This window comes from Kitasatospora sp. NPDC004799 (genome assembly GCF_040609095.1).
In the GTDB taxonomy this organism is placed as follows: Bacteria; Actinomycetota; Actinomycetes; order Streptomycetales; family Streptomycetaceae; genus Kitasatospora.
In genome coordinates this window covers 1-22,166 of record NZ_JBEXJK010000102.1, presented here as the reverse complement: position 1 = coordinate 22,166, position 22,166 = coordinate 1, and the positions used below count along the sequence as shown (strand labels likewise).

The following is a 22,166-nucleotide window of genomic DNA, read 5'->3' as shown; positions in this document are numbered from 1 at the left end:
ACCGCAAACCACCCCCCCGGGGCGCTTTATGCGGGCGGGGCCCACTTCCCGCCCAGGCCCCCGCCCCTTCCGCCCCAACCACACGCCCCGCCACCACACACCCCGCCGCGCGGACACACCCCACCGCACGAGAAGTCGGCCAGACCGACTTCCTGCGCAGCCCCCATGCCCCTGCCGCCCCACCACACGCGCCGCAGTCGCACACCCGGCCGCGCGGGCACACCCCGGGGCGCGAGAAGTCGGCCGGGCCGACTTCCTGCGCAGCCATACATGCGTGCACGTGTCGGCCGCTCGGCGCACGGGGATGGCGGGTGCTTCGGCGGGCGGGGAGGTTGGGCCCGGGGCACCTCGGCCCCGGCCTCACCCCACTCCCAAGGAGTCCTCATGCGACGCCTCGCGACCGTCCTCGGCGCTCTCGCCGCCGCAGGAACCATGGCCCTCGCCCTGCCCCACGCGGCCTTCGCGGCCCACGGACAGCTCGTCATCGCTCCCGCCACGATCGTCAAGGACCCGAGCGGCTGCTACAACGCGCAGGTCGTGCCGCTCATCCTGCGGAACGAGACCGACGAAAGCGCCACGGTGTACGACGGCGCGAACTGCACCGGCCAGGTGATCGCGGTCGTCCCTCCCGGCGGCCACACGACCCAGGAGTTCGGCTCCAGCGTCTACGTCAAGTGACCGACGCTGCACGAGAAGTCGGCCGGACCGACTTCCTGTGCAGGCGCCCGCGTCACCGCTGCGCCGCGGCTCACCGCTCGACGCGTGCGTGCCCTGCCGGGCACGGGTCCCCATCACGGCTCCGGCCGCACTGCGCAGGAAGTCGACCGGGCCGACTTCCTGCGCAGGCCCCCCATGCCCCTACCGCCCCACCACACGCACCGCAGCCACGCAGGCGCACCGCACCGCACCGCACCGCACCGCACCGCACCGCGCGAAAAGTCGGCCGGGCCGACTTCCTGCACAGGCCCCCATGCCCCTGCCGCCCCACCACACGCGCCGCAGCCGCACACCCGGCCGCGCGGGCACACCCCACCGCACGAAAAGTCGACCGGGCCGACTTCCTGCGCACACATGCCCGCGTCCCGGCCGCGCGGCAGAGGCTCGACGCTCGGGCGCTGCCGGGCAGTGCCGGGCGCGGGTCCCCGTCACGGCTCTGGGCGCGCTGCGCGAGAAGTCGGCTGGGCCGACTTCTCGCGCAGTGGCGTCCCGCCCTACCGCCTCGCCGGGAGGGCCAGGACGGCGAGGCCGCCGGCGAGGACGGCGAGGCCGGACCAGGAGACGGCGGGCAGCCGCTCGCCCAGGGCGGCCACGCCGAGGACGGCGGCGACGGCGGGCTCGGCGAGGGTCAGTGTGGTGGCCGTCTGGGCGGTGGTGTGCCGCAGGCCGCGGCCGAAGAGCCAGTACGCGAGGTAGGTGGTGACCACCGCGAGGTGCAGCACCACGCCCGTCCCCCGCAGTGAGGCCAGCCACTGCAGGTCGCCCGCGAGCAGCACCGGCAGGACGATCAGCCCACCGCCGCCGAACATCGCGCCCATCACCCCGCCCGAGGGGTGCCCGGCCGCGATCAGCCGCCCGCCGATCAGCGAGTACCCGGCGTACGCGAGCCCGGAGAGCGCCGCCAGCAGCACCCCCAGCGGCTCCACCGACCCACCGCCACCGGCGAGTTCGGGGCCCAGCACCAGGAGCGCGCAGCCCAGCACGGCCAGCGCCGTGGCCCCGGCCCACCGCCCGCCGGGCCGGCCCTGCCCGGTGAGCCACCCGAGCAGCCCGGTGAACACCGGCGCGCTGCCGAGCGCGATCACGGTGGCCACCGCCACGCCCGTACGGCCCACCGCCGGGTAGAAGGTGAGCGGGTACCCCGCCACCGCGACCGCACCGGCCGCGAGCAGCCACCGCTCGCGCGGCCCGCAGCGCCGGGGCAGGGTACGCGCGGTGCGGTCGGAGAGGAACAGCAGCAGCCCGCCGAGCACCAGGGCGGCGGCCCCGATCCCGGCCGCCGGGGCACCCGAGGGCGCCAGCGAGCTGGCCGTCCCGGTGGTGCCCCAGAGCACGGAGGCGATCAGGATCGGCACCACGCCGCCGCGCGGACGGGCACGACGGGCAGCCGCGGGGGCGCTGGAACGGGCAGGGGAGGACAAACGATTCGGCACAGTGTGAACTTCCGTCGTCGAAGACCGTCAGGGCAACTGGTTTCCGAGAACGGGCGCACGCCACCGGCCCACGGGCGGCCGCCGTCAGGCGAGGCCGGGCCGGGGTCGCAGGGGGTCAAGCCACCGTCGCGCGCGCCCGATCAGGCGCTGAGCGGTGGCAGCACGACGTGCCAGTAGAGGTTCACGGGCCCGATGCTATCCGCCCGCGCAGGAAGTCGACAGGCCCGACTTCCTGCGCGGCCGCCACCGGATCGGGCCGGACCGGGCCGAGAGCGCAGGCGCCCCACCTGCCTCCGGGGCGCCGCCCGCCCCGCCCGGGGGCGCGCCGCCCCGCGCGCGCACCGACTGCCGACCCGGCCCGAGACATCCAGACGTAACGGATCGTCAATTCCCCCCTACGCTGAGTGTCGACCCGTCGGCCTGCCGAAAGGACCCGCCCGTGCGCCGCTCCAGCCTCGCGCTGTCCCTGGTCCTGACCGTCGTGGTCGCCTCCGGTCTGGCCGCCGCCGACGTCACGCGGGACGAGCCGTACCTGTCCGTCAGCCTGCCGGTGCTCCGCGACCCGCTGGCCCAGCAGCGGCTCCACCGCATGACGGACCCGGTGCAGGACTGGGTGGAGTCCGGGGATCCGGCGGCGGCCGGCTATGCCGGGACGGTGATCGACGCGTCGAACCAGCACGCCGACATCTACTGGAAGGGCGAGGCCCCGGCCAGGGTCCGGTCACTGCTCGACGCGAACGCCGACCCCGGCTTCACCGTCGACGTCCACCGGAGCCCGTACTCCCGCGCGGAGATGCGCGCCGCGATCGACCGGTTCACCGCCGCCGTGGCCCGCGACGCCTGGACGTCGATCGGCCCGCAGGAGGACGGCACCGCCATCGCGATCACGTACGCGCCGGCCAAGGCCGAGCCGCTGACCGGCGGTGGCACGACCGTCCAGGCGTACTCCTCGCGGGCCGCCGAGCTCGCCGGCATGCCGGTGACGGCCGGCGTCGAGGGAACACCGGTGGCCCTCTCCGGCAGCCGGCACTCCGACAGCGCGCCGCACTACGCGGGCGCCGAGGTGAGCACCGGAAAGGCGTCGTTCTGCTCGACGGCGTTCAGCGGCCGGAAGGGCGGGACAAAGGTGGTGCTGACCGCCGCGCACTGCGGCGGCGGCCGGTACTACAACGGCACCGGCGGCTACATCGGCGACCTCTCCTCGGTCGGCGACGGCCTGGACGTCGGCATGATCGCCGTCACCGGGGACGGCGGCGGCCGGTTCTACGACGGCGCCTGGTCGGACCGGGGCGGCTCGTCCCGGCACACGTACGGGGCCGGGCGGAACAACGTCGGGGACCTGGTCTGCCTGAGCGGCGCCCAGTCCGGGTGGAGGTGCGACGTGCAGGTCAAGCGGGTCGACGTGGAGACGACGAACGACGAGGGCACGAAGATCAAGCCGGTGGACGTCGCGGAGTCGAAGGGCGGCGACCGGCGGGCGATCGCCGCGAAGGGTGACAGCGGCGGCCCGGCACTGGCGAACCCGTCCGGCCCGGACGGCGACATGGAGGCCCGCGGCGTGATCGTCGCCGCCCGGTCGGAGGTCGGCTGCCCGTCCGGGTCCACGGCCCACCCGACCACGTGCTACGCACAGGTGATGTACGTGCCGATGACCCCGATCGTGAACCGGATGGGCTTCTCGATCTCCTGACCCAGGACGCCGTCGACGCACCCCGAGCGCGAGAAGTCGGCCGGGCCGACTTCTCGCGCGGGCCGGGAGGTCCGCGCATCAGTCGGCGGGCTCCGGCCCGGTGCCGATCGGCCAGCGCGGGCCGGTGTCCGGGTCGCCCTGCCAGGCCCACTGGGCGTCGGGGGTGACGGTGACGCCGTAGTCGTACAGGTCGGGACGTCCCAGGTCCTCCCACTGGGACCAGGCGGTCAGTACCTCGTCGCCGATGAGGCGCGGCCCGCCCTGCGAGAGCAGCGGAGTACCGTCCGCGCCCGGGCGGATCTCGGCCCATGAACGGTCCCCGTCGTGGACCAGGACGGCCTGCCCGTCCTCGCGCTGCTCGGTGAACAGCACGGCATCCGGGACGGCGACGCGCAGCGCGAACCGGAGGTGCCAGTCCTCCAGGCCGGCCGGGTCACGGTCCAGTGCCCTCCGGGCCTCGGGTTCGGCGTCGGCGCGCACGCGTGCGTACGCGGCGGGGCCGGTGCTCGGTTGGGCCGGGCCGGTGCGGTCCCCCATGAACTGGGCCAGGCCCTGGACCCATCCCCGGGCGCTGGAGCCGTCGTCGGCGACGGTGAGGGCGACGTGTCCGAGTCGCCCCCAGGGGTAGACGATCCGCCCGCCCGGCCGGACCGCCGCCACCCAGGACCAGGGGACGGTCTCGACGGCGTAGGTGGCGTGGAGGCGGTCGACCGGGCCCCCGCGCGGCAGCCCGCCGCCGGTACCGTTCCCCGTCACTGCCTCGACGTCGAGCCCGGCGTCCGAGAGCCGGGCCCGGGCGAGCGCGGCCAGGTGCTCGTCCACCTCGGTGGTGACCACCCGCCCCGGGCCGGCCCGCCAGGCGGCCAGCGCCGCCGTCCAGCCCTGGCCGGTGCCGACGTCCCACACCCGGTGCCCGGGTTCCAGCCGGAGGCTGTCCAGCATGTCCGCCACCACGGAGGGCGCGGACAGCGACGAGGACGGGAGGCCGCCAGTGAGCTGGGTGACGGCCGCGGAGTGGACTCCGCCGTACAGTTCGTCCGCCCAGCCGCCCGGATCCACCGCGCGGTCGAGCGGGACGTAGGCCCAACCGTCCCACCGCCACAGCCGGTCCGGCGCGAACCGATCGCGCGGCAGCGCGGCGAAGGCCTCGCGCAGCCACGGCGAGTCGGCCGGCCATGCCCCGCACCGCTCCATCTCCGCAGCCAGGCGGGTCCGACGGCCAGCCAAGTCCTCGTGCTCACCCATCGCGGTGTCCCTTCGGTCCAGTCCAAGGGGCGGTAGCCAACCTGGCGCGGCACCGCGCCTGGCGGTAGCGGCGTGCGGGAGCGGCCGGGGGCGCGTGAGCGGGCCGAAGGCGCGGCGGGCGGACCCCACCACCCCGGCGCTCACGGCGCCTTCAAGCGATCGAGTGTGACCGCTCGGACGCCGGGCAGGTCCGCGAATCCTGCGGAGGTGTCCGTGGTGGCCCACACCCGCGCGGTGGCCACGGCGGTCGTCGCGATGATCAGATCCGCTCCGTTCCGCCTGGATCAGAACACCGGTGTCGAGCATCAGTCGGCGGGCCACTCAGCCACCTCGTCGTCGAGCATGGCGCGGGCGGATGCCACATCCGCCGAGAAGTCCTCGTCCGGCCCGAACCGCCGGAGAACGTCATTCAGCGCGGCACCGTTGCCCGCGCAGGAAGTCGGCCCACCCGACTTCCTGCGCGCCGGAGTGGTCAGTCCTGGGGCGGGGACCACTGGCCGAGCCACTGGGGGGGCGTCGAAGGCTTCGAAACGCTCCAGCTCGGTGAAGCCGAGCTTCGCCGCGAGGCGCATCGAGGGGAGGTTGGCGGTCTGGGTGGCGAGCACCACCGGCTCGCCGGGCAGCGCGCCGGTGAACCAGTCGAGTACCGCCGCGCACGCCTCGGCGGCGTAGCCGTGCCCCCAGGCCCGCGGCAGGAACAGGTAGCCGAGTTCGGCCCGCTCGCCGATCCGGCCGAGGCGCCCCGGTTCCTTGCGGAGCAGGACCTGGCCGATCATCTCCCCGTCGAGGGCGACCACGAAGACGCCCGGGCGCCGGCTGGGCTCCCCGGGCATCTCACGTTCGACCTCGTCCCGTGGCCGGGGCCCGCCGAGGTAGGTGTTCACCTCGGGCGAGGTCAGCAGCTCGACGAACGCCGTACGGTCCCGGGCCTCGGGCTCGCGGAGCACGAGCCGCGCGGTCCGGATCGGCGCGGGCGGCGGCCACGGGAGGGTGCGCACGGTGGTCTCGTCCGGCATGGGGCGGCTCCTGATCCTCTCGGGCGACGGCTTCCGGCGCGTCGCTGAGGATCAGGACGTGCTCCGGCGCGACGCCAGTTGCGTGCGCCCTGGAGGCCGGCTCAGCCGTGGGGGTTGGCCGGGGTGGGGAGGGCGAGTTCGCACCAGACGGTCTTGCCGATGTAGCCCTCGCCGCGCGGGTGGGCGCCCCAGGAGGTGGCGAGGGCGGCGACGAGTTCGAGGCCCCGGCCGGACTCGTCGGCGGGGGTGGCGTGGCGGAGGACCGGGAGGTCGGAGTTCGCGTCCGAGACCTCGATGCGGAGGAGGGAGTCGGTGGGGAGGAGGACGCGCACGCCGATCATCCGGTCACGCTGGGAGCGGGCGTGGCGGCACGCGTTGGTGACGAGCTCGCTGAGGAGGATCAGCCCGGTCTCGGCGGAGTCGACGGGCACCTCCCATTCGAAGGCCTGCCGGATGAAGCGGATGCGAGCACGGCCGGCGCTGCGGGGGAGGCGGGGGAACATCCACTCGACGACGTCGACGGGCTGAGTGAGCATCAGAGTCCTTGAGGGGGGTGTACGGACGGCTTCACCCGGGAGAGCTGAGTTCGGCCATTTCACCCTTCAAGCGTCGACAGGCAGGCATAGCCTCAGCAGTAACGCCATGAGTACAACCACAGCTTGACCGCCCTGCGACCAGGGCAGGGAGGGGCACGGGGCGATGAGCGCGCCGAAGGAGAACCCGATGTCGTGGAAGTACTGCGGCGATCAGCTCAAGCGGTGGCGCCAACTGTCGGGCGTGACGCGGGAACAACTGAGCCAGGCGGCCAACTACGACATCGAGAGCGTGCGCTCGATGGAGGCCGGGAGGCGTAGGCCTGCGCTCAAGGTGCTTCAGGCGGCAGATGAGTTGTGCGACGCGAAGGGGATGCTCGCGGCGGCCCACCCGTACCTGGCGCCGGAGCCAAGGCCCACCCGCAGCGATATCTACTTCGATGTCGAGAAGGAGGCAGTTGCCCTCTACTTCTACGAAGCCCTCTACATCCCGGGCTTGCTGCAGACCGAGGACTACGCCAGGGCGGTTCTCAGCCGACAGTTGCCACCCGTGGACAGCGCCACCGCTGAAAAACGCCTGGCATTCCGCCTCAAGCGGCAAGAGAAGCTCGCCGAGCCAGAGGTGCTGTTCAGCTTCACCATCTACGAAGCAGCCCTACACACCTCCATGGGCGGCAGGGAGGTCATGAAGGAGCAGCTCCACCGGCTGCTTGCTTTCGAGGACTCACGCAACGCCCGGATCCAGATCGTACCTACCGGGCAAGTACCCGCTTCCGGCCTCTCGGGATCGCTGGTCATCCTGGAAACGATCGAGAATGAGCAGTATGCGTATGTTGAAACACATGGAACGAACGCACTCCATTCCGAACCGCGACTCGTTGGAACGCTCAGCCGACGACACGCAATGATCCGCACGCAGGCCCTGAATGCGCAGGATTCAGCACAGCTCATCCGAAAGACACTGGAGCAACTATGAACACCACCATGCAGTGGTTCCGTTCTAGCTACAGCGACCACGACTACGGCAACTGCGTCGAGGTCGCCTCTTCCCCCTCCACCGTCCACGTCCGCGACTCCAAGGACAAGTCCGGCCCGACCCTCACCTTCTCGCCTGCCGCCTGGTCCGCCTTCGTCGCCTTCGCCTCCGAAGCTCAAGCCGCACGAGCCGAGTGACCCTTTAATGGAACGGTGAGGTAACTACCTCCCCAAACTATCCCCGCACGCAGCAGATATGACTTATCGTCACGACTACACCACAGCCGGTTCCCCCGTGTAGCGTGCGCACCAACGAAACAACCCCCGCCGGTGTTACCAGCACCGAACGGGGGTCTGACCGGCACGATCGAACGGACCTCGATCCTGTGGCTACCCACGACTCTACCGCCATGGCCGCCCCCGGGTACGGCAAGCAGTCCGCGCCGGAGCAACTCCCCCGCTCCGCCAACGACTTCGCCCACCTCCCGGCGCGCGAGGCATACCTCGCCTCGCTCATCGACCACCTCCCCGACGGCGCCGCCATGGACGTCAAAACCCTCGCCGTCCTCCAGCCCCACTACGGGCAGATGGCCTGCCGCACGGCCCTCACCCGACTCTCCACCGCAGGTCACCTGCGCCGCGTCCGGGAACGCATCAGCTCCAAGGACTGCCGCTGGGTGTTCCGCACCTACTTCTCCCGCACGCCCCGCTCCGACGCCTGGTGGACCCACTTCCTCACGACCGGCGAGACGTCAACGCCCGCCGCGCCCGATCCCCCGCAGGAGCGAACGCTCAACCGCACCTCCCCCGTCTCGGCCGCCTACGCCGCCCTCGCCGGCCTCGGCCTCGCCGACACCCGCCTCGCCCTCTCCGCCGCCGACTGCGCCGCGCTCGAACCGCTGGCCGCCGAGTGGTTCGAGCGGGGCACCAGTACGACCCTCTTCACCGCCGCGCTCACCGCGAACCTCCCGCCGGACATCCACAGCCCGGTCGGCTTCACCCGGCGCCGCCTGATCGACAAGCTGCCCCCGGACCGTGCACCCCTGGCACACCCCCGGCAGGCCCGCATCCTCGAATGCACCGCCTGCCGCACCCCGTGCCGCCCCCACGCCCTCCTCGGCGGCCTCTGCCGCGCCTGCCAGGGCGCCCCTCCGCCCCCGCCACCCCGCTCCGGCGGCCTCTCGCCCGCCGCCGTCCGGGCGCACGCCGCACGAATCCGCCAAGCCATGGCCACATCGCCGTGATCATGAATATTCACAGGCGATGGCGTTAACCTATGCAAAATCTAAAGGTGAACTAGGTAACACGCCTTGCATTCCAAGCCACCCGGTTTGCTCACATGCTGAGATCCGTGCGATAGTCGAGACATCGAACTTCGGCGGGCCCGACCTGGCACTGCCGACGCCCATCGCGCGGCACGCACCCCCTTGGCCGGCGCGATGACTTGCAGGGGCCCCCATCCGCCGGACCACGGCGAATCCGGGGGCCCTGCGTGTTTCCCGGGCCCCGCCCCCCGAACCCCCAACGGCTCGGAGCTCAGCCCCGCTCGCGCACCTTCAGCTCGAACCAGACGCCCTTGCCCCGCGGCAGCAGGTCCGCACCCCAGCGGTCGGCGAGGTCGTCGACGATCCGCAGCCCCCGCCCCCGCTCGTTCACCGGCTTGGCCTCGGCGAGGATCATGCAGGGCAGCGCCCGGGAGGAGTCCCGGACCTCGATCCGCAGCCAGCCCGGCTTGCGGCTCACGTGCAGGCCGATGGTGCGCCCGGCCGCGTGCCGCACCGCGTTGGCCACCAGCTCGCCGGTCAGCAGCTCCCCGACCTCCAGGTGCTGGTGGAGCTCCCAGGACTCCAGGACGGACAGCACCAGCCGGCGGGCCACCGGGCCCGACTCCGTCCGGGACGGCAGCCGCACCTCGTTGGGCGCGGACGGGTCGCACAGTCTGTCGGAGTACATCTCCTCCAGTTCCTCGGAGGTGAGCCGCTCCAGCGCCGAGAGCCCGCCCTGGATGTCGATCCAGGACGCCTCGGCCACCGCGCCGGCCCCGAAAACTGACGACTGATCTGTTTCGCCCCAACCCGCCATGCGGACCATCATTGCGGAACGCAAGCGGCCGCGTACGGACAATGAGCAAACGATCTCCCCGGGTCGGCATATGCCGGATGCAAGAAGGGGTCCACCCGGGCCGACTTCCGTCAAGCCCGGGTTGACCCCGCCCCCACCTCAGCAGCCGTCTACCAGGCGCTCCACGGCACGTTCCAACCGCTCAGCCCGTTCGACGGGTCGAGCGTCTGCTTCTTCGACGAGTTCTTCACGATCATCACGTCGCCGACCAGCGAGCCGTCGTAGAACTTGCCCATCGAGGTGCCGGCGCCGCCGCCCTCGACGTCCTTGAGGCCCACGCAGCCGTGGCTGACGTTGTCCTCGCCGAAGGTGCTGTTGCTGCTCCACCAGTTGCCGTGCACGTACGTGCCGGAGTCGGTGAGCCGCATCGAGTGCGGGACCTGGAGGTCGTACGGCGCCCCGGTCATCCCCGGGAGGGTGCTGGACTGCATCCGCACCACGCCCTCCTTGGACATGATGACCATCGTCCCGTTCCAGGTGGGGTGTTCGGGCGCACCGGCGCTGATGTCGATGTCGCTGGGCGCCCCGTCCCGTACGACCGTCATCTTGTGTGCGGCGACGTCAACCGTCGAAATCTGGGACCGCCCGATCGTGAAGGGCTCGTCCCGGTCCGCGCCGTACACCCCCGGGGCGATCTCGACGCTCTTGAGCCGGTAGTGGACGACCACCTTGGTGCCGGGCTTCCAGTAGTCCTCCGGGCGGAAGTCGAGCCGGCGGCTGTCGAACCAGTGGCCCTTGACCACGGTGCCGTTGTCGGTCTCGAAGGTGATGCCCTTGGCGACCTCGTCCCGGTTCTTGACGTCCTTGCTGAAGTTCACCGAGACGATCATGCCGACGCCGTACGTGGCGTTGTTGTCCACGTTGTCGACGGCCTTGGCGAGCGCCGTCGGGGTCAGCGTGGTGAAGTTGCTGTCCGCCGTGGCGACCGCGCCGTCGGCGTCCGCGGCCATCGCGCTCACCTGGTAGGCGGTGCCCACCTCCAGACCGGCCGCGGGGGTCCAGGAGGCGCCGTCGGCGGAGATGGTGCCGGGGACCTCCTTGCCCGCCTTGTCGTTCACCTTGACCGTGGTGAGCTTGCCGCCGGTCGCGCCGATCTTCAGCGCGTTCGGCGCCACGTCCACCGAGCCGGCCCTGGGCTCGATGCTCACGGCGGCCGTGGAGACCTTCGGCACCGTGCTGGTGGGCGTCGGCGCCACCGTGGGCTTCGCGCTCGCCGCGCCGGCCCCCAGGTCGGCCTTGGCGGCGCTCCCCCCGCCCGACCCGCTGCCCCCGTTACCCCCGTCGCCCCCGCCGCAGGCGGCCGTCAGCGCCAGCGCCCCGCCGACCAGACCGACGGCCACCACTCTGCGTATCGACCTCAACGTCGATTCCCTCCCTCAGAAACCCCGTGCTCCCCGTGGCCCCGGAGGGCCCGACCGGTATACGCGTCCGGCCACCGGAAAGGTTGCGCCATGCGTGGGGCGGATCGCCCCGGAAACCGCGGCGGCCCGACCCCAACGGGTGAGGACGGGCCGCACGACGGAGGACTCACCGGCGGGCCCGGAATGCCCGGGCCGACCGGCGGGTAGGGCCTACCAGTTGGCCCACTCCAGGTTCCAGCCGCCCAGCCCGTTGGAGGGCGAGACGGTCTTCTCCTTGGTGTTCACGATCGTGATCGGGTCGCCGACCATCGAGTCGTTGAAGAACTTGCCCGCGACCGAGGAGTCGCTGCCGCCCTTGACGTCTTGCATCGAGACGCAGCCGTGGCTGGCGTTGGTCTTGCCGAACGGGCTCGCCCAGTAGTTGCCGTGCACGAAGGTGCCGGAGGTGGTCAGCCGCATCGCGTGCGGCACGTCCTTGATGTCGTACTCGCCGCCGAGACCGACGGTCTGCGAGTTCATCCGGGTGACCTTCTCCTTGGACATGACCACCATCGTCCCGCCCCAGGACGGCGTGGCGTCCGCGCCCAGGGTGGCGGGCAGGGTGGTGGTCTTGCCGCCGGTCTCGACGGTCACCTGGTGCGTCTTGGCGTCCGCGGTGGAGACCATCGACCGGCCGATGGTGAACGGCTCGTCCTTGTCGGTGTCCCCGTAGATGCCGGGCGCGATCTCGACGCTCTTCAGCCGGTACTTGATGGTCACCTTGGTGTCCGGCGCCCAGTACTGCTCCGGGCGGAAGTCCACCCGCTTGTCGCCGAACCAGTGGCCCTTCACCTTGGTGCCGTTGCTGGTCTCGAAGGTGATGCCGTTGACGACCGCGTCCTTGTTCTTGACCGGCTTGTTGAACTCGACCGAGACGATCATGCCGACGCCGTAGGTGGCGCCGTCGCTGATGTTGTCGTTGACGGCGGCCTTCTTCTCCGGCGTCAGCGTGGTGAACGAGGTGGTGGACGCGGCCACCAGGCCCTCGCCGTCCTTGGCCTGCGCGTTCACCTTGTACGCCATGCCGACCGCGAGCGCCGCCGCGGGCTTCCAGCCGGAGCCGTCCGGGGTGATCGCCCCCTCGACCGGCTTGCCGTTCTTGTCGGTCACCTCGACCGTGCTGAGCTTGCCGTTGGAGACGGACACCTGGAGCCCGTTCGGCGCGACGTCCTGGGCGCCGTCCTTCGGCTCGACGGCGAGCACCGCGGCCGAGGTCTTCGGCGTGGCCGACGCGCCCCCGTCCGCCGCCGCCGGAGCCGAGGCGGAGCCGCCGGCCGCCGCACCGCCCGAATCGCCCGAACCGCTGCCCTTGTCGTCGCCGCAGGCGGCGGTGAGCAGCAGGACCCCACCCATGACCAGCGCCATCGCACCCTTGCGCCCGTAGCGGTTGCTGGTGCGTATCGCGGTGCCGGCCGTCTTACCCGTCTTCACGGTTTCTCCCCTCCCGGTATTCACTCTCTTGACGCGCTGAGTGCCCCCATGAGTTGCACCGGTGGCCGACTCTTTCGGCCCGGGCTACGGACGCGCCGGAGCAGGATAACTAAGCCATCCGGGTGAAACCTGGGAGGAGTGGGGTTGACGGTATGTGAAGCCGTCGTAAAGACGGACGGAACGGGCGGAAGCGCCCTTACGGCGCCGAAGGCGACCCGAAAGGCGACGCGGAAACCTGCGCGGAAGGCGACGCGGAAGGCGACGCGGAGGACTGCGCGGAAGCGGAAGCCGAAGGCGAGCCCGACGGCGCCCGGCGCAGCGCGCTCCCCTCGACCCACTGCTCCCACGGCACGTTCCACCCGTTGAGCCCGTTCTGCGGCGGCACGAAGTCCCCGGAGGAGGCCTTCACCTCCAGCACGTCCCCCGGGATGGTGTGCTCGAACAGCCAGCCCGCCGGGGAGTCCTTGCTCGCCCCGCCCTTGGCGTCGGACAGCCCGATGCAGCCGTGGCTGGTGTTGGCGGCGCCGAACACCTTCGGGTCCGCCCAGTAGTTGCCGTGCACGAAGGTGCCGGAGGTGGTCAGCCGCATCGCGTGCGGGACGTCCTTGATGTCGTACTCGTCGCCCATGCCGACGGTCTGCGAGTTCATCCGGGTCACCTTGTACTTCTCCGACACCACCATCACCCCCCGGTAGGTGGAGTGGCCGCGGCTGCCGCCGGAGACCTTGAGCACCCGGACCACCTTGCCGCCCTGGCCGGCCCGGACGGTCAGGGTGTGGGCGTCCAGGTCGACGGTGGAGACCTGCGCCCGGCCGACGGTGAAGTGCAGGTCCCGGTTCTGGGTGCCGTACTCCCCCGGCGCGCCCTGGACGTCCTTGAGCCGCAGCGTCACCGTGACCTTGGTGCCGGCCGCCCAGTACTGCTGCGGGCGGAAGTCCAGCCGCTGGCCGCCGAACCAGTGCGCGGCCACCGGCACCGGCGGGTCGGCGACGACCTGGACGGCTTTCTCCACCGCCGCCCGGTCGGTGATCGGCCGGCTGAAGCGCAGCGAGACGGGCATGCCGACGCCGACCGTGGAGCCGTCCTCCGGGGTGAAGAAGGCCACGAAGGTGTGGGTGGGGGCGACGGTCGTGAACGCCGAGTGCTGGGCCGCCTTCTGGCCCTGGTCGTCCTCGGCGACGGAGTCCAGGGTGAAGGCCGTGCCGAGCGGCAGCGGCCCGTCCGGCGCCCACCCGCCGCCGTCCGCGCTGATCGTGCCGGGCACCTCGGCGCCCTTGGCGTCGGCCAGCCGGACGGACACCAGCCGCCCCTGCGCGACGCCCACCCGGACCGCCCCCGTCGGCTGCACGTCCTGCGCCCCGTCGGCCGGCTGCGCGGTGAGCACCGCCCGGGACGGCGCCGGCGGTGCCGTCCGCCCGTCGCCCGCGACCGCGTCCCCGTCCGGCACCGCCGGAGGGCCACCGCACCCCGCGAGGACCGCCAGACAGCAGGCCACCGCCGCCGCGCCCCGCGCCCACACCCGTCCTCGGCGCCGCATCCCGGGGCCCTCCCACTGTTCACCGTCCGACGCCCGGAACAACGACGGGCATCGACGCGGGGACACGCCGATCGGCCCGGAATCCCCCCGTCCCGTCAACCCGCCACCCTGCCCGCCATCCGCCGGTAAGCCCCCGTTCAACGGCTTCCGGTCCGGGCATTCCGGGAAGGAGAAGGGTGCACGGGGTCCGGGACACCCCGCCCAGGGAGGGTACGGCCATGGCGTCAGGGCAGGAGCTGGAAGCCGGAGCACGGCCGGACGACCCCCCGCGGCCCGGCAGCTGGCAGCCGCTCGGCGCCCGCTACCGCACCGACCGGCTCGGCCGCCCGGGCACCAACTTCGCGCTCTGGGCGGCCGGCGCCGAGGCCGTCGAGCTGTGCCTGTTCGACGAGGACGGCAGGGAGAGCCGGCACCCCCTCACCGAGCAGGACTTCCAGGTCTGGCACGGCTTCCTGCCCGGCGTGCGTCCCGGCACCCGCTACGGCTACCGGGTGCACGGCCGGTGGGACCCGTGGACCGGCGCCCGCTGGAACCCGGCCAAGCTGCTGCTCGACCCGTACGCCCGTGCCGTCGACGGCTGTTACACCTCGCACGACGCCGCCTGCTCCGCCGTCCGCAACTGGCCCGAGGCGGACGTCGCCGACACCGTCCGGGACAACCGCGACTCCGCGCCGTACGTCCCCAGGTCGGTGGTCGTCCACGACGAGGACGACTGGTACGACGACCACCGCCCGAAGACCCCGTGGCCCGAGACGGTGCTCTACGAACTGCACGTGCGCGGCTTCACCATGCGCCACCCCGACGTCCCGCCGGAGCTGCGCGGCACCTACGCCGGCCTCGCCCACCCCGCCGCCCTGGCCCACCTCACCCGCCTCGGGGTGACGGCCGTCGAGCTGCTGCCGGTGCACCAGCACGCCAGCGAGGACCACCTGCAGGCCCGCGGGCTGGTCAACTACTGGGGCTACAACACGATCGGCTACTTCGCCCCGCACGCCGGCTACTCCGCCTCCGGCTCCCGCGGCGGCCAGGTCGGCGAGTTCAAGCGGATGGTCCGCGCCCTGCACGCCGCCGGGATCGAGGTGATCCTGGACGTGGTGTTCAACCACACCGCCGAGGGCGGCGCGCTCGGCCCGGCGCTCTCGCTGCGCGGCATCGACAACGCCGCCTACTACCGCCTCCCGCCGAACCGCCCGCGCGGCTACGCCGACTACACCGGCTGCGGCAACACCCTGGACACCCGCCGCCCGCAGGTGATCCGGCTGATCACCGACTCGCTGCGCTACTGGGTCGCCGAGATGGGCGTGGACGGCTTCCGCTTCGACCTGGCCGCCGCCCTGGCCCGCGGCGGCCCGAACGGCGGCGACGCCGTCGACCCGGACCACCCCTTCCTCGCCGCCGTCGCCCAGGACCCGCTGCTCAGCCGGGTGAAGCTGATCGCCGAGCCCTGGGACGTCGGCCCGGGCGGCTACCAGGTCGGCGGCTTCCCCCCGCTGTGGGCCGAGTGGAACGACAAGTACCGGGACACCGTCCGGGACTTCTGGCGCGGCGCCCGCCCGGACGTGCGCGAGCTCGGCTACCGCCTCTCCGGCTCCTCCGACCTCTACCAGCGGGCCGGCCGCCGCCCGTACGCCTCGGTCAACTACGTGACGGCGCACGACGGTTTCACCCTGCGCGACCTGGTCTCCTACGACCGCAAGCACAACGAGGCCAACGGCGAGGACAACCGGGACGGCACCGACGACAACCGCTCCTGGAACCACGGCGCCGAGGGCGAGACCACCGACCCGGCGGTCAACTCGCTGCGGCTGCGCCAGCTCCGCAACCTGACCGCCACCCTGCTGCTCTCGGCCGGCGTCCCGATGCTCACCGCCGGGGACGAGCTGGGCCGCACCCAGGGCGGCAACAACAACGCCTACTGCCAGGACAACGAGGTCGGCTGGCTGGACTGGTCGCTGCTGGAGCAGCCCGGCTGGCAGGAGCTGTGCGAACTCACCGCCCGGCTGGTCCGGTTGCGCCGGGCCCACCCGGTGCTGCGCCGGCGGGCGTTCTTCTCCGGCCGGGCCGTCACCCCCGGCGGGCAGCCCGACCTCGCCTGGTTCACCCCGCGCGGGCGGGAGATGACCGAGGCCGACTGGTTCGCGCCGACCGCCTGCCTCGGGATGCTGCTCTCCGGCACCGCGATGTCCGAACGGGACGAGGCCGGGCTGCCGCTCCGCGACGACGGCTTCCTGCTGCTGCTCAACGCGGGCCACGAACCGGTGGAGTTCACCCTGCCCGGCGAGCCCTGGGCGGCGCCGGCGGCCGACTGGGAGACGGTGGTCGACACCGCCGGCGCGGGCCCGGACGGACCGGGACCGCGCGGCGCCGTCGTCCTGGGCGGGCGCTCGCTGCGGCTGCTGCGCGCGCCCGCCCCGTCCGGCTGACTCAGCCGCGGGCGAGCCCGAGCTCGACGTTCTCCAGCACGCCGATCGCGTCCGGCACCAGCACCGCCGCCGAGTAGTAGGTGCTGACCAGGTAGGAGGCGATCGCCTTCTCGTCGATGCCCATGAACCGGACGTTCAGGCCCGGCTCCACCTCGTCCGGGATGCCGACCTGGGTGAGGCCGACGACGCCCTGGTTGTCCTCGCCGACACGCATCGCGATGAACGAGGTGGTCTGCTGGTCGGAGACCGGGATCTTGTTGCACGGGAAGATCGGCACCCCGCGCCAGGTCGGCCGCTGCTTGCCGAGGACGACGGCCGGGGGCGAGTAGAGGCCGAGCCGGTTGCACTCCCGCTCGAAGGCCGCGATCGCGCGCGGGTGGGCGAACAGGTAGTCGGTGTCGCGGCGCATGCTGAGCAGCTCGTCCAGGTCGTCCGGGGTCGGCGCCCCGGTCCGGGTCTGGATCCGCTGGTCGAAGTCGGCGTTGCTGAGCAGGCCGAACTCCGGGTTGTTGATGATCTCGTGCTCCTGCCGCTCCCGCAGGGCCTCGATGGTCAGCCGCAGCTGCTCCTCGGTCTGGTTCATCGGCTTGTTGTAGAGGTCCGCGACCCGGGTGTGCACCTTGAGGACGGTCTGCGCGACGCTCAACTCGTACTCGCGCGGCCGAAGTTCGTAGTCCACGAAGGCGCCGGGCAGCTCGACCTCGCCCTCGTGGCCGGACGCGAGGTCGATCTCCGCCTCGCCGTGCTCGTTCTGCGCCTGCGCGGCGTCGGCGGCGAAGCCCAGCAGTTGCTCGCGCAGCGCCTCCGAACGGTTGATCAGCTCCTGGAGCACCGGCCAGGACAGCGTCATCGCGACGCCCGAGGTGCTCGCCTTCACGGTGTACGGCCAGGTGCCGCCGCCCTCGGTGATCGCCTCGTCCCCGATGTGGTCGCCGTCCGCGAGCGAGCCGAGCTCGGTCTGCTCGCCGTACTTGCCGGTGCCGGTCCGGTCCACCTTGCCGTGCGCGATCAGGAACACCTCCTCGATCGGCGCCCCCTCCCGCACCAGCACGTCGCCCGGCACGAAGTCCCGCTGCACGAACCGGCGGGCCAGCTCGGCCAGCACCTCCTGGTCCTCGAATCCGCGCAGCGCCGGCACCTCGGCCAGCGAGGGGGCGATCACCGTCACCGCCGAGCCGGTCTTCGCGAAGCTCACCCGGCCGCGCCCGGGGGCGTAGCTCAGCCGCCGGTTGACCCGGTAGGTGCCCGCGCTGACCTGCACCCACGGCAGCATCTTCAGCAGCCAGCGGGAGGTGATCTCCTGCATCTGGGGCTTCGACTTGGTCGTCGTCGCCAGGTTCCGCGCCGCGGTGGTGCTGAGGCTGAGCTGGGCCCGTACGTGCACGGTTGCGGAGCCGGGTCCGGGGGTGGGCTCGGTCTCGACCGTCATGTGAGCACTCCTGTCGCTTGCGTACCAATGAGCATCCGTCAGGAGATCTCATCGGTCGTTCGGCAGGCGCTCGCAAGAGGCGCGCGGCGCACTCCTCCCCGCACGAACGACGGCGCGCGCCCTGCTTTCCACGCCCGCTCCGGCCGTTCGGGTGGCCGGTTCTCGCCGGGCATCGCCGACAGGGGTGAAAAACCGGATGAGAAATGACCAGCTCTCTGCCTACCCTCACCGAGATGGCCGAGAACAGACAAAACCCCGAGAGCCCGCCCCAGGGAAGCCCCCGAACCGAGCCGGCCGAGCCGGCCGACCCGACGGGCAGCACCGGCGCGGCCGCCGGATCCGGTCCGGCCGGGCCCGGGCCGCGGCACTCCGCGGTCCGCTCCCTGCTGCGCCTGTGGCCGTACGCCCGCGCCGTCCGCGGCCGGCTGGCCGTCTCGGTGACGGCCGCCACGCTCGGCATGCTCAGCACCCTCGCCGTCCCGGTGGTCCTCGGCCGGATCGTGGACGGCCCGCTCGCCGAGCACGACCTGGCCGGCCTCTGGCCGCTGGTCGGCCTGCTGCTGCTCCTCGGCCTGGTCGAGTCCGCGCTGTTCTACACCCGCCGGGTGGTGCTGGCCCGCCCGCTGGCCGGGCTGGAGACGGCGATGCGCGGGGACCTCTTCGCCAAGCTCCAGCGGCTGCCGGTCTCCTTCCACGACCGCTGGGGCTCCGGCCAGCTGCTCTCCCGGGCCACCGCCGACATGTACACCATGCGGCTGTTCCTGGCCTTCCCGCTGGTCTTCCTGGTCGTCAACTCGGTGATGTTCCTGGCCGGCACCGCGGTGATGTTCACCCAGGACTGGCGGCTCGCGCTGATCGCCCTGACGCCGTCCGTGCCGCTGTTCGTGCTCACCCGGCGGTTCGAGTCCCGCTACTCCGGCGCCGCCCGGCTCGCCCAGGACCAGAACGGCGACATCGCCACCGTGGTCGAGGAGTCCGTCCTCGGCATCCGCATCCTCAAGGCCTTCGGCCGCCACCGCTCGATGGCCGAGCGCTTCCGCGCCCAGTCCCAGGAGCTGCGCCGCACCGAGTTGCGCAAGGCGCACCTGCTCGCCAACCTCTGGGCGGTCATCGTCGGCCTGCCGGAGATCGCGCTCGGCTGCGCCCTCGCCGTCGGCGCCTACCTGGTGGCCCACGACGAGCTGAGCGCCGGCACCCTGGTCGCCTTCCTCTCCACCGCGCTCGCGCTGCGCTGGCCGGTCGAGTCGCTCGGCTGGCTGCTCGCCTACGCCAACGAGGCGGCCACCGCCACCGACCGCTTCTTCGAGGTCCTGGACGAGCCGGACACCCCCGACCCGGGCACCGCCGCCGAGCTCGCCGCCCCGGACGGCATCCGCCTCACCGGCGTCCGCTTCCGCTACCCCGACGCCCCCGAGGACAGCCCCGACCTGCTGGCCGGCATCGACCTGCACATCCGCAGCGGCGAGACGATGGCCCTGGTCGGCGCCACCGGCAGCGGCAAGACCACGCTCACCGCGCTGCTCCCCCGGCTGTACGAGGCCACCGCCGGCACCATCACGCTGGACGGCCGGGACATCCGCGAGCTGCCCCGGCAGCGGCTGCGCGAACTCGTCGCGGTCGCCTTCGAGGAGCCCACCCTGTTCTCCGCCACCGTCCGGGAGAACGTCCTGATGGGCGCCCCGGGCGCCGACGAGGAGCAGCTGCGCACCGCCCTGGCCACCGCCCAGGCCGGCTTCGTCGACAAGCTCCCGCAGGGCCCGGACACCGAGGTCGGCGAGCAGGGCCTGAGCCTGTCCGGCGGCCAGCGCCAGCGCCTCGCGCTGGCCCGCGCGGTGGTCGGCGACCCGGCCTTCCTGGTGCTGGACGACCCGCTCTCCGCGCTGGACGTGCACACCGAGGCCCTGGTCGAGCGGGCGCTGCGCGAGGTCCTCGGCACCACCACCGCCCTGGTGGTCGCCCACCGCCCCAGCACCGTGCTGCTCGCCGACCGGGTCGCGGTGCTGGCGGACGGCCGGATCGAGGCCGTCGGCACCCACCAGGAACTGCTGCGCGACTGCGCGCACTACCGAGAACTGATGTCGGGCGGGACCGCCCCGGTGCCCGAGGGCCCCCTCATGTCGCAAGGAGGGCGCGCATGACCACCACCGCCGAACCCGTGCAGGCCGGGCCCCTCGCGCCGGCCGAGGAGGAGCTGCCCCCGCCGCCCGCCGACGAGGAGGACATCCCCGTCCCGCCGGGCGCGCCCCGGGCGCTGCTGCGCTCGCTGCTCGGCCCGCACCGAGCCCGGATCGCCGTCGCGATGGTGGTGATCCTGGTCCAGCAGGCCGCCCTCCAGTCCGGCCCGCTGCTGGTCGCGGTGGCGATGGACCGCGGCATCCCGGCGCTGCGCGAGCACGACGCCGGCCCGCTGATCGCGGTGGTCGCGGCCTACCTGTTCTTCGCGCTGCTCAGCCCGGTGCTGCAGTGGGCGTTCATCAAGATCAGCGCCCGGGTCAACCAGGACATCGTGCTGGAGCTGCGCGGCCGGATCTTCCGGCACGCCCAGCGGCTCAGCCTGGACTTCCACGAGCGGTACACCTCGGGCCGGATCATCTCCCGCGCCACCAGCGACATCGACGCGCTGCGCGAGCTGCTCTCCGAGGGCCTGCAGGAGCTGCTGACGGTCTTCCTGTCGGTCTGCTACATCTCGGTGCTGCTGCTGGCGCTGGACTGGCAGCTCGGCCTGGTCTCGCTGGCGGCCTTCCTGCCGCTCGCCCTGATCGCCCGCTCGTTCCGCCGCCGCTCGCGCCGGGTCTACCGGCGCTCGCGCACCTCGGCGGCCTCGCTGATCGTCCGCTTCACCGAGACCATGAACGGCATCCGCCCGGTGCAGGCGTTCCGCCGCGAGAAGGCCAACGACGCCGCCTTCGCGGTGGTCAACGGGCAGTCCGCCACCGCGACCGCGGACGGCCTGCTGGAGATCGCCCGCTACGTCGGCCTCTCCCGCGCCACCGCCAACCTGTGGACCACCGGCGTGGTGCTGCTCGGCGCCTACCTGGTCGTGGACGACGCGCTGGAGCTGGGCGTGCTCACCGCCTTCGCGCTCTACCTGCGCCGGCTGTTCGACCCGATCGACCAGCTGGCGATGTTCCTGAACAGCTACCAGTCGGCCGCCGCCGCCCTGGAGAAGATCGCCGGCCTGCTCGCCCACGAGCCGACCGTCGCCGAACCGGCCGAGCCGGTCGAACTGCCGGCCGCCCGGGCCGGTGCGGGAACCAAGGGGCGTGAGGTCTCCTTCGAGGGGACGCGCTTCGCCTACCGGACCGGCAAGGAGGTGCTGCCCGCCTTCGACCTGCTGATCCCGGCCGGGCAGACCGTCGCGGTGGTCGGCGCGACCGGCGCGGGCAAGTCGACCGTCGCCAAGCTGCTGGCCCGCTTCTACGACCCGACCGACGGCCGGATCCGGCTGGACGGCGTGGACCTGCGCGACCTGGCCACCGCCGAGCTGCGGCGCGGGGTGGTGATGGTGACCCAGGAGTCCTTCCTGTTCTCCGGCACCGTCGCCGAGAACATCGCGATCGGCCGCCCCGGCGCCACCCGCGAGGAGGTCGAGCAGGCCGCCCGCGACATCGGCGCGTACGGGTTCATCGCCGCCCTGCCGGACGGCTTCGACACCGACGTGCGCAAGCGCGGCGGCCGGATCTCGGCCGGCCAGCGCCAGCTGGTGGCCTTCGCCCGCGCCCTGCTGGCCGACCCGGCGGTGCTGATCCTGGACGAGGCGACCAGCTCGCTGGACGTCCCCGGGGAGCAGGCCGTGCAGCGGGCGATGCGCACCGTGCTGGCCGGCCGGACGGCCGTGATCATCGCCCACCGGCTCTCCACCGTGGAGATCGCCGACCGGGTCCTGGTCATGGATCAGGGCCGGATCGTGGAGGATGGCTCCCCACAGGAGCTGATCGACGGCTCCGGCCGTTTCGCCGCCCTCCACCGGGCCTGGCGGGACAGCCTGGTCTAGGGTTCCGCCTGCGGGCCCCCGGGCCCCCCGAATGTGCCCGTCCGGGTGCGCCGTCACGCACCCGGCCGGGCATTCCCACTTCCCGTACCGGAGTACGACGGCCGCCGGCCGCGGGGGGGCCCCCCCCCGCCCCGGGCCCGGCCCCGGCGCTCCGCCGCGCCGCCCCGGGCCACCACCCCCCCACCGCCGCGCGGGGGGCCCCCAACAGGCCCGCCGAGAAGG

At 72.8% G+C, this 22,166-nt stretch carries 16 protein-coding genes and 1 pseudogene; 8 read left to right on the top strand and 9 right to left on the bottom strand.

From position 1 onward, the window contains the following. The first annotated feature begins 384 nt into the window (after nucleotides 1–384). The gene (locus ABZW03_RS15790; protein ID WP_355257448.1) at nucleotides 385–678 is read left to right on the top strand and encodes a hypothetical protein; all 294 of its coding nucleotides are present in this window, start codon (nucleotides 385–387) and stop codon (nucleotides 676–678) included. 533 nt (nucleotides 679–1,211) lie between these two features. Here ABZW03_RS15790 and ABZW03_RS15785 read toward each other — a convergent pair. Next, nucleotides 1,212–2,072: an EamA family transporter gene (locus ABZW03_RS15785; RefSeq protein WP_355257445.1), complete on the bottom strand. Its 861-nt coding sequence runs from the start codon at nucleotides 2,070–2,072 to the stop codon at nucleotides 1,212–1,214. A 517-nt stretch (nucleotides 2,073–2,589) separates the two neighbouring features. Between ABZW03_RS15785 and ABZW03_RS15780 the strand changes: the two genes are divergently transcribed. After that, the gene (locus ABZW03_RS15780; protein WP_355257443.1) at nucleotides 2,590–3,840 is read left to right on the top strand and encodes a hypothetical protein; all 1,251 of its coding nucleotides are present in this window, start codon (nucleotides 2,590–2,592) and stop codon (nucleotides 3,838–3,840) included. Nucleotides 3,841–3,918: 78 nt separating this feature from the next. On the opposite strand, the gene ABZW03_RS15775 is transcribed toward ABZW03_RS15780, so the two are convergent. The 3 genes and pseudogenes from ABZW03_RS15775 to ABZW03_RS15765 form a co-directional block, all read right to left on the bottom strand. After that, entirely contained in the window at nucleotides 3,919–5,085 is a 1,167-nt protein-coding gene (locus tag ABZW03_RS15775) for a protein-L-isoaspartate O-methyltransferase (RefSeq protein WP_355257440.1), read from the bottom strand. A 512-nt stretch (nucleotides 5,086–5,597) separates the two neighbouring features. After that, a pseudogene (locus ABZW03_RS15770) lies at nucleotides 5,598–6,101 on the bottom strand (GNAT family N-acetyltransferase); the annotation flags it as partial. Between the two features lie 101 nt (nucleotides 6,102–6,202). Continuing rightward, a complete protein-coding gene (locus ABZW03_RS15765) occupies nucleotides 6,203–6,637 on the bottom strand; it encodes an ATP-binding protein (protein ID WP_355257437.1) in 435 nt (144 codons plus the stop codon). A 187-nt stretch (nucleotides 6,638–6,824) separates the two neighbouring features. Here ABZW03_RS15765 and ABZW03_RS15760 point away from each other — a divergent pair, with 187 nt between their 5' ends. From ABZW03_RS15760 to ABZW03_RS15750, 3 genes are all read left to right on the top strand, one after another. After that, nucleotides 6,825–7,610 (top strand): helix-turn-helix transcriptional regulator, encoded by a 786-nt coding sequence (locus tag ABZW03_RS15760; RefSeq protein ID WP_355257435.1) that lies wholly within the window; start codon nucleotides 6,825–6,827, stop codon nucleotides 7,608–7,610. Beyond that, nucleotides 7,607–7,807: a DUF397 domain-containing protein gene (locus tag ABZW03_RS15755; protein ID WP_355257432.1), complete on the top strand. Its 201-nt coding sequence runs from the start codon at nucleotides 7,607–7,609 to the stop codon at nucleotides 7,805–7,807. Before ABZW03_RS15760 ends, ABZW03_RS15755 begins: the two co-directional genes overlap by 4 nt. Nucleotides 7,808–8,019: 212 nt before the next feature. Continuing rightward, nucleotides 8,020–8,853, top strand: a complete 834-nt coding sequence (locus tag ABZW03_RS15750) for a hypothetical protein (protein ID WP_355257429.1) — start codon at nucleotides 8,020–8,022, stop codon at nucleotides 8,851–8,853. Nucleotides 8,854–9,145: 292 nt separating this feature from the next. Here the strand turns inward: ABZW03_RS15750 and ABZW03_RS15745 are convergent, their stop codons facing one another. The 4 genes from ABZW03_RS15745 to ABZW03_RS15730 form a co-directional block, all read right to left on the bottom strand. Then, nucleotides 9,146–9,691 (bottom strand): ATP-binding protein, encoded by a 546-nt coding sequence (locus ABZW03_RS15745; RefSeq protein WP_355257426.1) that lies wholly within the window; start codon nucleotides 9,689–9,691, stop codon nucleotides 9,146–9,148. Between the two features lie 149 nt (nucleotides 9,692–9,840). Continuing rightward, nucleotides 9,841–11,091 (bottom strand): Ig-like domain-containing protein, encoded by a 1,251-nt coding sequence (locus ABZW03_RS15740; RefSeq protein ID WP_355257423.1) that lies wholly within the window; start codon nucleotides 11,089–11,091, stop codon nucleotides 9,841–9,843. A gap of 210 nt (nucleotides 11,092–11,301) precedes the next feature. After that, nucleotides 11,302–12,561, bottom strand: coding sequence for an Ig-like domain-containing protein (locus ABZW03_RS15735; RefSeq protein ID WP_355257420.1), 1,260 nt, complete (start codon nucleotides 12,559–12,561; stop codon nucleotides 11,302–11,304). Nucleotides 12,562–12,757: 196 nt separating this feature from the next. Next, complete coding sequence (locus ABZW03_RS15730; protein ID WP_355257417.1) at nucleotides 12,758–14,008, bottom strand: Ig-like domain-containing protein; 1,251 nt, start codon at nucleotides 14,006–14,008, stop codon at nucleotides 12,758–12,760. 308 nt (nucleotides 14,009–14,316) lie between these two features. Here ABZW03_RS15730 and glgX point away from each other — a divergent pair, with 308 nt between their 5' ends. Further along, nucleotides 14,317–16,521: a glycogen debranching protein GlgX gene (gene glgX / locus ABZW03_RS15725; RefSeq protein WP_355257414.1), complete on the top strand. Its 2,205-nt coding sequence runs from the start codon at nucleotides 14,317–14,319 to the stop codon at nucleotides 16,519–16,521. Nucleotide 16,522: 1 nt separating this feature from the next. On the opposite strand, the gene ABZW03_RS15720 is transcribed toward glgX, so the two are convergent. Then, complete coding sequence (locus tag ABZW03_RS15720) at nucleotides 16,523–17,950, bottom strand: family 2B encapsulin nanocompartment shell protein (protein ID WP_355257411.1); 1,428 nt, start codon at nucleotides 17,948–17,950, stop codon at nucleotides 16,523–16,525. A 233-nt stretch (nucleotides 17,951–18,183) separates the two neighbouring features. On the opposite strand from ABZW03_RS15720, the gene ABZW03_RS15715 reads away from it, so the two are divergent. After that, nucleotides 18,184–20,088 carry an ABC transporter ATP-binding protein gene (locus ABZW03_RS15715; RefSeq protein ID WP_355257408.1) on the top strand — a complete coding sequence of 635 codons (1,905 nt, stop codon included), beginning with the start codon at nucleotides 18,184–18,186 and terminating at the stop codon, nucleotides 20,086–20,088. After that, complete coding sequence (locus ABZW03_RS15710) at nucleotides 20,085–21,944, top strand: ABC transporter ATP-binding protein (protein ID WP_355257405.1); 1,860 nt, start codon at nucleotides 20,085–20,087, stop codon at nucleotides 21,942–21,944. Before ABZW03_RS15715 ends, ABZW03_RS15710 begins: the two co-directional genes overlap by 4 nt. Nucleotides 21,945–22,166: the final 222 nt, after the last annotated feature.

Excerpts from the sequence above, each read along its gene's own strand:
- ABZW03_RS15745 (WP_355257426.1), bottom strand. The coding sequence starts at position 9,691 with ATGGCGGGTTGGGGCGAAACAGATCAGTCGTCAGTTTTCGGGGCCGGC.
- glgX (WP_355257414.1), top strand. The coding sequence starts at position 14,317 with ATGGCGTCAGGGCAGGAGCTGGAAGCCGGAGCACGGCCGGACGACCCC.
- ABZW03_RS15720 (WP_355257411.1), bottom strand. The coding sequence starts at position 17,950 with ATGACGGTCGAGACCGAGCCCACCCCCGGACCCGGCTCCGCAACCGTG.
- ABZW03_RS15760 (WP_355257435.1), top strand. The coding sequence starts at position 6,825 with ATGTCGTGGAAGTACTGCGGCGATCAGCTCAAGCGGTGGCGCCAACTG.
- ABZW03_RS15790 (WP_355257448.1), top strand. The coding sequence starts at position 385 with ATGCGACGCCTCGCGACCGTCCTCGGCGCTCTCGCCGCCGCAGGAACC.
- ABZW03_RS15765 (WP_355257437.1), bottom strand. The coding sequence starts at position 6,637 with ATGCTCACTCAGCCCGTCGACGTCGTCGAGTGGATGTTCCCCCGCCTC.
- ABZW03_RS15775 (WP_355257440.1), bottom strand. The coding sequence starts at position 5,085 with ATGGGTGAGCACGAGGACTTGGCTGGCCGTCGGACCCGCCTGGCTGCG.
- ABZW03_RS15715 (WP_355257408.1), top strand. The coding sequence starts at position 18,184 with ATGGCCGAGAACAGACAAAACCCCGAGAGCCCGCCCCAGGGAAGCCCC.
- ABZW03_RS15755 (WP_355257432.1), top strand. The coding sequence starts at position 7,607 with ATGAACACCACCATGCAGTGGTTCCGTTCTAGCTACAGCGACCACGAC.
- ABZW03_RS15750 (WP_355257429.1), top strand. The coding sequence starts at position 8,020 with ATGGCCGCCCCCGGGTACGGCAAGCAGTCCGCGCCGGAGCAACTCCCC.
- ABZW03_RS15710 (WP_355257405.1), top strand. The coding sequence starts at position 20,085 with ATGACCACCACCGCCGAACCCGTGCAGGCCGGGCCCCTCGCGCCGGCC.